Origin of the sequence: Candidatus Syntrophosphaera sp., assembly GCA_019429425.1 — a bacterium.
Lineage (GTDB): Bacteria > Cloacimonadota > Cloacimonadia > Cloacimonadales > Cloacimonadaceae > Syntrophosphaera.
Window position 1 is genome coordinate 1 of record JAHYIU010000071.1, and the last position, 12,693, is coordinate 12,693.

General features: G+C 55.0%; 6 protein-coding genes. 3 read left to right on the forward strand and 3 right to left on the reverse strand.

All coding sequences use genetic code 11. From position 1 onward, the window contains the following. The first annotated feature begins 54 nt into the window (after nt 1-54). Genes cls through K0B87_07595 form a run of 3 tightly spaced genes read left to right on the forward strand, consistent with a single transcriptional unit; the run spans nt 55 to nt 7,700 of the window. On the forward strand, nt 55-1,497 hold the full coding sequence (gene cls, locus K0B87_07585) for a cardiolipin synthase (protein ID MBW6514601.1): 1,443 nt from the start codon (nt 55-57) through the stop codon (nt 1,495-1,497). Nucleotides 1,498-1,506: 9 nt separating this feature from the next. Continuing rightward, nucleotides 1,507-4,386: a PD-(D/E)XK nuclease family protein gene (locus K0B87_07590; protein ID MBW6514602.1), complete on the forward strand. Its 2,880-nt coding sequence runs from the start codon at nt 1,507-1,509 to the stop codon at nt 4,384-4,386. Further along, nucleotides 4,383-7,700 carry a UvrD-helicase domain-containing protein gene (locus K0B87_07595; protein MBW6514603.1) on the forward strand — a complete coding sequence of 1,106 codons (3,318 nt, stop codon included), beginning with the start codon at nt 4,383-4,385 and terminating at the stop codon, nt 7,698-7,700. Before K0B87_07590 ends, K0B87_07595 begins: the two co-directional genes overlap by 4 nt. Nucleotides 7,701-7,970: 270 nt before the next feature. On the opposite strand, the gene K0B87_07600 is transcribed toward K0B87_07595, so the two are convergent. The 3 genes from K0B87_07600 to K0B87_07610 all read right to left on the reverse strand — a co-directional run bounded on the left by K0B87_07600 (nt 7,971) and on the right by K0B87_07610 (nt 11,907). Continuing rightward, on the reverse strand, nt 7,971-8,612 hold the full coding sequence (locus K0B87_07600) for a 7-carboxy-7-deazaguanine synthase QueE (GenBank protein MBW6514604.1): 642 nt from the start codon (nt 8,610-8,612) through the stop codon (nt 7,971-7,973). Continuing rightward, nucleotides 8,609-9,799 (reverse strand): FAD-binding protein, encoded by a 1,191-nt coding sequence (locus K0B87_07605; GenBank protein ID MBW6514605.1) that lies wholly within the window; start codon nt 9,797-9,799, stop codon nt 8,609-8,611. Before K0B87_07605 ends, K0B87_07600 begins: the two co-directional genes overlap by 4 nt. Before the next feature lie 176 nt (nt 9,800-9,975). Continuing rightward, a complete protein-coding gene (locus tag K0B87_07610) occupies nt 9,976-11,907 on the reverse strand; it encodes a T9SS type A sorting domain-containing protein (GenBank protein MBW6514606.1) in 1,932 nt (643 codons plus the stop codon). Between the last annotated feature and the right edge of the window lie 786 nt (nt 11,908-12,693).

The following is a 12,693-nucleotide window of genomic DNA, read 5'->3' on the forward strand; positions in this document are numbered from 1 at the left end:
GGCACCATGCAACTGATCGTGGGTGGATCGGCTTTCTTTCACCTTTCCAACTGGATGCTGAAGGTCGTGAATTTCATTTTCGGGATCACGATCGTCCTGATCATCGTGGTCCTGGTTCTGGAAAACGACGATCCGGTGCGCACTCTGGCCTGGATATTGCTCTTGCTCTACATTCCCATCATTGGATTCATCCTCTATCTCTTCTTTGGCAGAAACTGGCGTAAAACCAGGCTTTTCAACCGCAAGGAACTGGCCGACAAAGATCATCTGGACAGGATCTTCCGGGAATATCTGGGCAGCCTGGAGCTCAATGCCGGATCCGACCTGCAGCAAAAGCTCTGCCGCCTGCTGGACACAAACAGCAAGGCCATCCTCACCAAAAAAAACTCGGTGGAGATCGTTTCGGACACCAATGCGGCCCTGAACGACATCTGCGCCGCCATTGAAAACGCCAAAAAGCACGTGCATCTGGAGTATTTTTCGATCGCCAACGACGAGACGGGCAACCGGGTGAAAGACCTGCTGATCCGCAAAGCCCGCCAGGGAGTGGAGGTCCGCTTCATCTACGACGACGTCGGAAGCTGGAGTCTGGGCTACAAATTCAAGAGCGAACTCAGGTCCGCCGGAGTGATGTTTAAGCCCTTCATGCCGGTCTGGCTGCCGATCCTGAACAGCCGCCTCAACTACCGCAACCACCGCAAACTGGTGATCGTGGACGGCGAGCGCGGGTTTCTGGGCGGGCTGAACATCGGCGACAAATACATGGGGAAAAACAAGTATTTCGGTTATTGGCGCGACTCGCTGGTGAAACTGCGGGGTGACAGCGTGACCGCGCTGCAGGCGGATTTCTGCCTGGACTGGTACTTTGTGAGCAAGCAGAACCTGCTCTCGGAAGAAGCTTTCAGACAATTTCTCCCGGAGGCGCGCATGAAGGTGGAGGGAAGTCCGGACATCCCGGTCCAGATCGCCGCCAGCGGCCCGGATTCCGACCACGCCAGCATCCTGCAGGTATTTTTCTCCGCGATCAGCAACGCCAAACGCAGCATCCGGATCACTTCGCCCTATCTGATCCTGAATAGCAGCCTGCTCATGGCGCTCAAAACCGCCGCCTTCAGCGGGGTCAATATCCAGATCATCCTGCCCGGGCGGGCGGACCATTTCATCGTCTGGTGGGGCAGCAAATCCTACTACCGCGAGCTGCTTGAGGCGGGCATCGAGATCTATGAATACCGGTCCGGATTCATGCACGCCAAGGTGCTGATCGTGGACGAAGAGGTGCTCTCCATCGGGACCGTGAACATGGACCTGCGCAGCTTCAACCAGAATTTTGAGATCACCGCGATGGTCTACGACGCCGGGACAGCGATCCAGGCCATCACCCAATTCGAGATCGACCGCGGCCAGAGCCTGCAGATCGATCTGGAGGAATTCCAGAACCGGTCCGTGGTCAAGAAAGCTCTGGAATCGCTCTGCCGCTTGTTTTCACCTTTGTTATAGGAGGCCATTGTGCCCAGGATAATCACCGTTCCCCTTTCCGCTGACCTGACCGAAACCGCGCTGGAGCAGATCAGCGATCCCTGCCAGCTCATCTTTCCCACAGAAGTATCCGCCGCCCGTGCCAGGCAAAGGTTCATGGCGGATTGGCAGCTTCAGGATTGCGAGTTTATCTCCATAAAGCAGCTGAAAAACGATCTGCTATTGCCGGGAATCCCATCCGTGAGCGACGACAAACGTCTGCTCTGCCTCTATCAGAGCCTGACTGACGAGGACCGGCAGCATTTTCACATCAACGGCTACTTCGACAGCGTGGATTGGGGCAACCACTTTTTCCAGTTCTTTGAAGAACTCTGCGACGAATGCGTTGAAGTGGGCAAACTCAGCGCCCCGTTCGAATCTTTCGGGATCAATCTGTTGGGCTGGCAGGAAGAGTATCTGCTAAAAGTGCTCTCCATCCATTCCCGCTATCGCGACAGGCTCGACCAGCTGGGCCTGACCGACCCCATCTTTTCCACGCGCGCCTCGGAGGTCAAAGTTCCCTGCCGGGGCTGCCGCTTTGTGTTTGTGAACCAATACTATTTCAGCAAGCTGGAAAAACAGCTCATCAAGGCCCTGGAAGCCTCGGGCAATGAGGTGTTTATCATCTCCCAGTCCTGCGGTCCAAAGATGGACCCTGAGCAGCTGACCACCCCGGAGACCAGGCTCGAAGAGTTGAAACCCTCTGACATCCGCACCCAGAAGATCGAAGTGGTCGAATGCGAGAATGAGGAGCAGATGGTGCTGGCTTTCCTGGCCAACCATGACCCGGAAGTGGAGGATGTTGCGGAAAGCAGGGTGATTATCGACAGCATGTTCAACCGCAAACACTACCGCCACCTGTTCAGCCCGGCCAAATACAAGGCCAGCCAGGCTGGCAGTTTCATCCGCTCCGGGATCTACGCTTTCCTACAGACCCTGCACGCTCATCTGCATGCCCTGAACTCCACTCTGGACCAGAGTTTTGTCCCACTCCGGCTGTTATTGGCAGCTTGCGCGCAGGACAACTTCATCCGCTACTACCATCCTGACTGGGGCAGCGAAGAAAGAGACCTGCTCCTGAACGAGTTACGCTTTCTTTTCGACCAGGACATATTGTATGTGGACAAGGACCTCGAAATCTTCAAGGTGCTCAACGACAAACGTGCATACAGCTATTTGCCTCGCCTGCTCACACCCCATTTCGCGCTGCTGGCCAAGCTCGCCCAAATCCAGAGCCCGTCTGGCCTTGTCTATCTGATCGACCTACCTGAGGGACTCAGTATCCAAAGGATGTGCCGAAGCCAGGAACTTCTTTACAGCAACGCTCTGGAGGAGTTTTATGAACGCTTGGCCAATTTTGCCAGCCTGGGGACGCAGGGTGTGGTAGACTCCTGGAGCGACCTGTTCGCCCCGGAGGGGGCAGGCCTGGCGGAAAACATCCTGCAACTGCTGTTGGAAGCCCTGGCCAGCGCGAGGCTGAGCTTTGCAAAAACTGCCCGAGAGGAGACGCGGGTTTATGACGTGAGCAATCTTCTGGACCTGCGCAACCTGAGCTATGATACGGTGGTGTTTTTCCACGCCATAGAGGGAGTGTATCCCAGCAATCCGGAGCCGGTCTGGCTGTTCAATGAGAACCAACGCCAGCGCCTGGGCTTGAAGAGTTTCGACGCATTGCGTAGGCGGGAGCGTTATTACTTCCTCAGGCAGGTGCTCAATTCCAGGCAGGCGCTGATCTATTGTTACCGCGACCAGGAGCATGACATTGAACCTGGCAGTTTCGTAACCGAACTCATCCACGCCTCGGAAAACAAGGAATTGGCTGGGATTATAAGGATCGTGCCGGAATTGTTCAAACCCCGCATCTCGGACCTCTACCAAAGCAGGGCCGCCAGATATGGCAAACACAACGAATACGATTTTCAAACGAAGGCAGCTTTCATGTTTGGACTTAACCGGGCTGATCCGAATGACTTCTTCGTCATGCCCGTCTCACCGCAAGCGGACTTTGACGAACATCACAGCCTGAAAGTATCCTATCAAAGCCTTTCCCTCCTGGATAAGAACCCATTCGCCTGGTATGTCAGGGAACTGCGGAAGCTCAGGTGCATCGAGCTGCGGCCGCAAGAGACCATAACCCGCAAACTCTTCGGCGCCCTGCTGCACGGATTCCTGGCCAAAGTTTTGGGCCGCTTGAAAGGGCCCCACCAAGCTGTGGAAGAACTGGCTGTGGTTCTGGACTCAGAGACCGAACTGAGCAAGGAGATCTCCCAATTGATATCATCCACGCTGTACCTATACAAGCTTCCTCAGAACTACAACCATGAGTTCCTCGTCAGCGTGATTTCCCAATGCCTGGTCCGCTCAGTGCGTCAATTCTACCGGGAATTCCTGGTCCCCAGATTGCGGGGCACCTCTTTCGAACTGCAGCCAGAGGAAGGCCGAATGACCGATTTCGAATCCCAGCACAAACTTCTGGTGAGCCATATTTTGGATGAGATCGAATATCATCTGAAGATCCGCGGTATCGCCGATCTGCGCGTCAAATGCCCAGCCAAAAACCTGATCGTGGATTTTAAGACCGGGTCCCACGAGGTCGGCCAGCTCTTGTTCTATGAATGGTTCTACTATCTCTTGAATGAGGATTACGCCGGGCGGGAACTGGATTCGACCTTCTGGATGATCCTGGAGCAAAAGAACCTGGAAAGGACAGATCAGGCCAAACGGGACAAATGGCGGGAAAGAATGCGCCAAAACCTGGAAGATTGCCTGATCCGGGGTTACGGACAGGGAAAGAACTCGACGCACCGCAAGACAATGAGGAACATAACTCGTGCCGACCTTTATCATCCACCCGCGGGAGGTGGAGAATGAGACAGCCTCCGCTTTCCATCATCACCGCCAGCGCCGGCACAGGAAAAACCTACCGCCTTGCGCTGGAATATGTGCGCATCGTACTGGATTACTATTCCCAGCCCGATTTCAGCCTGGACAACATCCTGGTGCTGACTTTCACGCGCAAGGCCACGGCCGAGATCCGCGAACGCATTGTCAAGCACCTCTATCTGCTGAGCATGGAACCCGCGGGCAAGGAAAAGGACAGGCTGGACCTGATCGCCTCCCTCTGGCCGGACAGGGCGGACAGGGCCCTCACCATCGATGAAAAAGGCCATCTGTTCAGTGCCATGAAAGAGATCTCAGCCGATCGCAAAAAACTCCAGGTGATGACCATCGACGCCTATATCGGCAGCATCTTTCGCAATATAGTGCGCCCCCTGCGCAGCATTGACGCCTTTGAAATCGACCAGCAGGCGATCGAAAAACGCATGCCTTACCTGCTGGACCATCTGATGAGCCCGAAACTCAAAGCCCTCCTGGACAACCTGCTGCGCCGCAAGGTGAGCCCCTCGCTGGATGAATATCGCTCTTTCTTCACCTCGCTCATCAATTCCCGCTGGCTTTACTACCAGATCGATTCACAGGCCCCAACCGCGGCGGAAAATTCCCTGCGCCACCAAAATTCCCATCCCTCGCCTGAATACGCGGAAAATTGCCTGAATACAGCTTTGGGCGGGTTCTCTGAGCTCTTTGACCTGCTGGGGCAGACCTACCCGCAGGACGCGATCGAGAAACTCTTCAGCACCAGATTCCTAAACCTATTCACTACCCTGCCCAACTCTCTGAACGGTATGCTGCAAGAGGTCCGGGATAGATGCAGCAGACCCCAAGATTGCCACAAATTCTTCCGGGCCTGCAAGGCTGGCAACATCTACAACGGCAGAAAGCTGCAGAAAAGATACAAGGAGGCCGAGACCAACATCGCCAATACGCTGCAGGAAGCGATCCTGCTCAATCTTGCCAACTATCTGGTACACACCCTTTTTCTGCCAGAACAGCAAGAGATCATGGACATCTGGAATGCCATCCTGGAAGAATACGACAAACTGATCTACAGCTACAAGAACCTGACCTACAACGACATTGCCTGGTTCACGCTGGAAGCGTTGTTCAAGCAGCCTGGGGGAAAATTTGACCTCAGGGACAAGGAAACCGCCAACGAGTTCTACCTCTTCCTTTCCCACCGCAGCAGATTCATTCTGATCGACGAATTCCAGGATACGTCGCTGATGCAGTTCAGTATCCTCAAGCCGATCATCGAGGAGGTGATCTCCGGCGCGGGCAGCAAGGATTTCGGCGGCCTGATCGTGGTCGGCGACGAGAAGCAGTCCATCTTTGGCTGGCGGGGCGGGGAACGTGACCTGCTGCTGAATCTGAAGGGCATCTTCCCAACACTCAAAAACATCCAGGTCGAATCTCTGGATAAAACCTACCGCAGCAGCCCGGCAATGATGGAATTCATCAATTCGATCTTCAGTTTCCAGGGGATCAAGGACTATCTGCAGGAAAGAGACCTGAATTGGGAATACCGTTTCTGCCAGAGCGCGGTCAATAGCCCCAAATACCCCACCCAGATCGAGTTTGCCGCCAATGCTTATTCCAACCACAACAAAGGCAGGACCCTGGAAGAAGTGATGAACGATTTCGTGCTAAACTCCGTGATCCCAGCCCTCAGAAGCGATCGCATGCAAGAGATCGCCATCCTCTGCCGCAAGGGCAGGGAACTGGACCTGATGCAGCAACTGCTTGAGGAAGCTGGCGAAAGCGGCATTTTCCAGCCTTCCAACACCTTGCCTGATCACGCGTGGATCTCGCCGCTGATTGCCTGGCTGCGCTTCATTGCCTTCGGCGACTGGCTGGATTTCCTCGAGGTCCTGCGTTCAAACTACATCATGCTAAAGGCCTCGCCTCTCAAGCAAGTGGTGGACCAGATCGCCCAAGCCCGCGAAAACGGGACTGGTCCGGAATTCCAGGATGTTCGCATCGCCCAGGCGCTTTACGACATTTCCCGCGGGAATCCGGGATCTCCTGCGGAGGTCTGCCAGGAATTCACAGACCTCTTCCTGACTGGGAAAAAGCCCACTGAACGCGACTTTCTGAACATCCACGCCTTCATTTCCCTAAGCCAGGATTTCGAGCTCGACCGCGCCCAGAGAAACAAATCCATCCCGGCGTTTCTGGATTTTCTGGACGCCAACCGCGAGCAGGAATTCCTCAAACAGGTGGCTGTTGAGGGAGGCAATTCATTGCAGCTTTTAACTATACATAAATCCAAAGGCCTGCAGTTCGACCGGGTTTTCGTGTTTTACAACCTCAGCGGCAAGGGCGGCAGCGACAGCAAGTACCTGAGATGGTTTGTGGATTACGGTTCGCCGGACTTCCAAATCCTCAGAGATTACGCCCTCACCTACCATTACGAGGATGTGCTTGCCAATTCCAGTTGGGGTGGGCTCGTGGCCAAAGCTGCAGACAGGGATCTGCTGGAGGAGATGAACACTCTCTATGTGGCTTTCACCCGTGCCAAAACAGCGCTGCACATCAGCATGGCCTATATCGGCAAGCAGGATTATGATGAATTTAGGGATTCACGCAAGCCCGAACAGGTCCGCCTGCCTCTCCTGCTCACGGATGCCGTCCGGGATTTCTTCTCTGGAAAGGGCATCGAACCTGATGATAGGGGGCGCTACCTCTACACCCAGGAACAAAAGGATGCCCCCTGCCCTGATAAGGATCAAGTGGCGTTCAGCCTCATAGATCCCCAAAAACTCGTCACCGCCCTGCCCGCGCCTATCGATGATCCCTATGCCGGGGTCGAGCCCAATCCCGCCCAGGATTTTCAAAACCTCAAAAAACTCTGGCTGGAAGACCGCCAGCGCTTGCTGGGAAACCTGGCGCACCACTATCTGAGCTTCGTGAAATTCAACCTGCCCCAGGAACACGAACGCGCTTCCGCGCAATGCCTGGCGCGCTTTGGCTCCCTGCTCAGCGAGGCTGAGATCACAGGCTCCATCAGTAATCTGAGGGCCTCGCTACATCTGGACGAGATCTTCGTGCCCGGCTACGACAAGGTGTTCACTGAACTGACTGTCTATCACGCGGGCAAAGAACTGCGCCTGGACCGCCTTCTGGTTGACACCGCCGGGAAAAGAGCCCTGATCCTGGATTATAAGACCGGCTCTATCGACGATCCGCTGCAACTGGAAAGGTACAAGGCTGCCCTGCTGGGACTGGATGTCTTTGCCAAAGACGGCTACAGGGTCGACACAGCGTATCTAAAACTGCGGATCTGAGCCCGCGATATCCAGCTGAAACTCAGCCTGTCCGTTTCGCGGACGTATCCCGCCCGATAAGCGCCCGGCGGGCGGGCATCCGGCGGGAAACGCAAAGTAAACCAAGGGCCGGAATGTAATGGGGGACTTGCCTGGGCTTGAGGCCAAGACGCGAAGAGACGCTTCGTGACCGGCTGTCAGACGGGCTTGCAGGGCCTGAATCCTGATCAGGTAAAGGGGGCCGTCCTGGGAAAGAATCGATCCGGCGCGAAGACGGAGGGCCGGAAAGCGTTAGCGGAGGTTCAGGAGTTTATGGAGTTGGGGCTGCAGCCTGGCCGTGACGCCGTCTTCGAGCATCCAGCTGGCCAGGATCTCAGCCGGAAGCACGCTTTGCACCGGAGAGAAGAGCAGGATCCTGTTTTCCAGGTAGTTGGCGCTGATGAATTCCAGCGCGAAGCGGTAGTCGTAATAGTTGGTCAGCACGAATTTCAGTTCGTCATGCGGCTGCAGAACCTTCAAATTCCACTTCATGAAGCTGTCCGCGCAGCCGCTGCCGGGGCATTTTACGTCCACGACCTTGACCACGTAATCCGTAACGTCTGCCAGATAGATCGAGCCGTTGGTCTCCAGCATGACGTCGTATCCGGCCTCATGCAGCGCCTGCATCAGGTCTGTGACCCCGTCCTGCAACATCGGCTCACCGCCGGTGATCTCCACCAGCCAGGCTGGATATTTGTCTATCTCCTGCAGAATCGCCATCACGGACATCGGAGTGCCGCCACTCCAGGCATACTGGGTGTCGCAATAGGAACAACGCAGATTGCACTCGCTCAGCCGGATGAAGACGCAGGGGCTGCCCGCGCGGGAGGATTCGCCCTGCAGGCTGTAAAAGATCTCGGAGACCATCAAACTGGTGGCCAGATCGCTGTTCATTTCCTGATCTCGTTCACCTTTTTGGTGATCAGAGGCAGCACTTCGAAGAGATCGCCCACAATGCCGAGATCGGCCACCTTGAAGATCGGGGCGTCCGGATCCTTGTTGATGGCGATGATGTAATCCGCGGAGGACATTCCAGCCAGGTGCTGGATCGCGCCGGAAATCCCCACTGCAATGTAGATCGTGGGTTTCACCGTCTTGCCGGTCTGCCCGACCTGATGCGAATAGGGGATCCATTCAGCGTCCACCGCTGCGCGGGAAGCCCCGACCGCACCGCCAAGGGCGGAGGCCAGCTCTTCCAGCAGGGCGAAATTCTTCGCGTCCTTCAATCCGCGTCCGCCGGAGACGATGATATTGGCTTCGGTGATGTTGACCAGAGTGGTCTGCTCCTTTTCAAAACCCAGCCAGAGGCTCTCCTCCTCGTCAAAATCAAAGACAACCTGCTCGCGTATGACGATGCCGGAACGCGAATCGTCGCGGGGCAGGGGATCCATGACCTTGTGGCGCACCGTGGCCATCTGTGGCCGGTGGTTGGAGGTGATGATCGTGGCCATGATATTGCCGCCGAAAGCGGGACGGGTCTGCAGCAGGTTGCCGGATTCGGGATCGTATTCGAGGCCGGTGCAATCAGCCGTCAGGCCTGTATGGAGTTGGATCGCGACCCGCGGGATGAATGACCTTCCCGTGACCGTTGCCCCGGCCAGGATGACTGCGGGACGGTATTTCTGGGCCAGTTCGGTGAGGGCCTTGCTATAGCGGATGTCGCGGAAGTGTTTGAGTTCCGGATCGTCCACTTCGATCACCTGATCGGCACCATGGGCGATAAGCTCTGAGGAAAGATCCTCGATCTCCGAACCGAACAGCACGGCGCTGAGTTCCGCCTCCATCTGGTCCGCCAGTTCGCGTCCCTTGCCCAGAAGTTCCAGCACCACCGGCGCGATTATTCCGTCCTTCTGCTCGGCAAAAACCCAGATACCCTGGAAATCGGCTTTGTCGATGTGTTCTGCGGCCAGTTTGCGGATCACGATCGCGTCGAAGGGGCAGGACTGGACGCAGGCTCCGCAGAGGGTGCACTTTTCCGGGTCGATCACGGCAAGCTTGCCTTCCATGCGGATGGCGTCGTAGGCACAGGCGCGGATGCAAGCCCCGCAACCCACGCATTTCTGATCAATAACTTCTATCATTCATCAATCTCCTGAGAGGTGAATTGTTTTGCAGGCAAGTTTCCTGTCAAGGCGATTTTTATGCCTCATGGCCGGAATCGTCCGATATGAGTGAATTGCACTGCCATGTATCTCCCTTGGAAAAAGAACCCCGGAGATATACTCCGGGGCTCGATCAATGGTATTTTGTGTTATGATTACTTGACGATGACCATTTTCCTGGTCTGGCTGAGGGAGGGAGTGCTGAGTTTGTAGAAATAGACTCCGCTGCTGCATGCCATTCCATTGTTGTCTCTGCCGTTCCAGATTATGGTGTGGGTGCCCTCGGTTACGTTGAAGGTCCTCACCAGCTGGCCATTGACGTTATAGATGCTCACCACGCCAGTTTCGCCGGCTTTGAGGGCAACTTCGATATTGGTGTTGCTGTTTGCCTGGAAGGGGTTGGGATAGGCATTCTTCATCGAAGTGATCTCCGGAAGCACGGGCGGGACGTTACCTTGGACCGTAACGCTGACGGGGCCGTGGAAATCGCTGCTTTGATAGTCAACGGACTCCAGCCAGTAATAGTAGGTGTTTCCGATCTCGACATCCGTGTCGGTCGCCGTGTAGATTTGCGAGGTGCTGGTGTTGGTCGCCGGGATCAGAGGATGATCGATCAGGCTTGAACCAGCCTGGTCATCACTGGTGTTGCGATACACCCGGTATCCCACCATCTGGCTTTCAGACTGGCTCACCCAAGTCAGCTGGACGCTGTTCGTCGCGGTCAGGGTGGCAGTGAAGCTGCTCAATTCTACCGGAGTGACTCCCGGGGTGCCTGTATACATCAGGAAAGCCATGTCATTTGCGATTTCGGCTCGATCGTTGCCTGAGGCAGCCTTGAACACATTTGCCTGGGCAATGGCGCTTTTCAGATTAGCTGATCCTTTTACAGGCAGGGCTTCCGTGCGCTGCCAGGTCAAACCGTCTCCCCCCGTGCCCGGCGCCCACAGGAACCATTGGGTGGCGCCGCCATCAATATTGATCTGGGCGGAAACCCAACCATCCGCGAGGATGACCGGAGCGGGCAACTCGACCTCAAACATGTAGATACCCCAGATTCCCCAGGGAAGGTCTTCAACCCAGGTTGTGGTGGCGGGCAGCATGAATGATGCCACTGGATTTGCCCAAGCCGGTTCGAGCACAACGAGAGAGGATACGAAACCTATGCCCTGTGGCACCACGCCGCCAAAACCGTCAGTCGCGATCACTGCCAGGACGGGATCAAGGATCTCATACCAGTTTTCATAAGCCCAGCTTCCGGCGGTATAGATCGTGGCAATTTCATCGCCGGCATTGGCCGTGAAAGTATAGGTCGCGGGACCAGCTCCACTGGCCAAGGTGATGTCGTCCAAGACCAGAATCCCGTTCACGAACACATCCAGGAGGCCGCCGTTCCAGCCATCACCGTAGTCGTCCCAGAGGTTCACAGTGTAAGTTCCTGTCTCGGAAGCAAGAAGAGGTGGAGCAGGCAGTGAGCCTATTCCCGTGGGATTTGGTCCGTCCGTGGCGATAACAATCAAGTTCGGATCCAGGATTTCATAGGTGACCTCGCTATCATAACTGCCGTTGTGATAGACCGTCAGGATGTATTCTCCGGCATTGGCGGTGAAGGTGTGAGACTCCGGACCGGTTCCGGTGAGAAGCGTGATGCCGGTCAGAACGATGGTCCCGTTCACATAAACATCCAATGAGGCTCCGTTCCAGCCATCGCCCCAAGAGTCATATAGGTTCACGGTGTAGGTGCCGGTGGTTGGTGCCAGGATACCGGGATCCGCGACTGGGGGCTGAGTCCACTCTTCCGCATAGTTGTAGAATCTGATGAAGAAGGGTTCGGTTGCGGCGGGAGGTCCAGGAGTCCAACCGGGTTGGCCGGTGGCGCCGTAAAACGTGAGCTTGGTAATGGGCTCGGTCAATCCGCTGAAGTTGTCAGCCACCTCGTAATCCGCGGGGTAGGTGGAATCAAGGGAGCTGGTATAGAGATTGCCCACTCCGCCTGGATAGGGTTGGCCGTAAATCTGGTTGTACTGCGCGGACAATGAGCTGAAAGCCACAGCCGACAGTAACACGATGAATAAAACAATTTTCTTCATAGCAATTTTCTCCTTTGAGTTGCGTTTCTTTAACCGGTGCAATCTACAACTCGCTTTTTGCACCAAACCGAAAACTCGAATGGCCAAACCAAGTGAGCCTTCACCTATAACTATCTATTTATCCAGCCTGCCCGGACACTCTGGAACAGGCCAGCGTTAAAATCAATCATTAACATTTGGTTGCAAACCAAACCATCTCTATGATGCTGAATAATGAAACGTCAATACATTGTCAAGTTTTTTTTTCATGGGAGCAAAACATGTGGTTCATACCCTCGATGACACCACCCGTTAAGCTCATTTGTATCCAGTATTTGAGGATACTGTGGCAACACCTGATGAGCAATCGCGGCAGACCAGCGCGGAGGCCGCGAATGACCCAGTTACCCTTATGGCTCTCCTGGCGTTAAGAACTCCCAAGCCGACTGACTGATGCAGCAAGATTGATTTTGAGGCTCTCTTTCAATCTGAGTGGTTCGGTTTTAAGTGGGTTTTCAATTGGGTTATCATTCGCTTGCAGTTTGATTTTCCTTTTACCGCCCTCCCTTGACGGAGTTAATCACTTGACTATCCACTGTCTATCACTTGTCTATTATAGACAAGTGATAGACAGTGGATAGACAAGTGATAGGCAGGGTGAAAAGAGGGTGACCCGTCAAATGACCCGTCCTGAAATAGGTTGACCAAAAACCTATAGTAAGGAGTATGACCAATGAAGAAAACACGTCCCCAAGTCCGCTACAGCGAAGAGTTTAAACGCACAGTGGTAGAGGAGATCGAGGCAGG

Bases quoted from the DNA above. Each gene is read 5' to 3' on its own strand.
- cls (MBW6514601.1), top strand. From the start codon at position 55: ATGCTGAAGGTCGTGAATTTCATTTTCGGGATCACGATCGTCCTGATC.
- K0B87_07595 (MBW6514603.1), top strand. From the start codon at position 4,383: ATGAGACAGCCTCCGCTTTCCATCATCACCGCCAGCGCCGGCACAGGA.
- K0B87_07600 (MBW6514604.1), bottom strand. From the start codon at position 8,612: ATGAACAGCGATCTGGCCACCAGTTTGATGGTCTCCGAGATCTTTTAC.
- K0B87_07605 (MBW6514605.1), bottom strand. From the start codon at position 9,799: ATGATAGAAGTTATTGATCAGAAATGCGTGGGTTGCGGGGCTTGCATC.
- K0B87_07610 (MBW6514606.1), bottom strand. From the start codon at position 11,907: ATGAAGAAAATTGTTTTATTCATCGTGTTACTGTCGGCTGTGGCTTTC.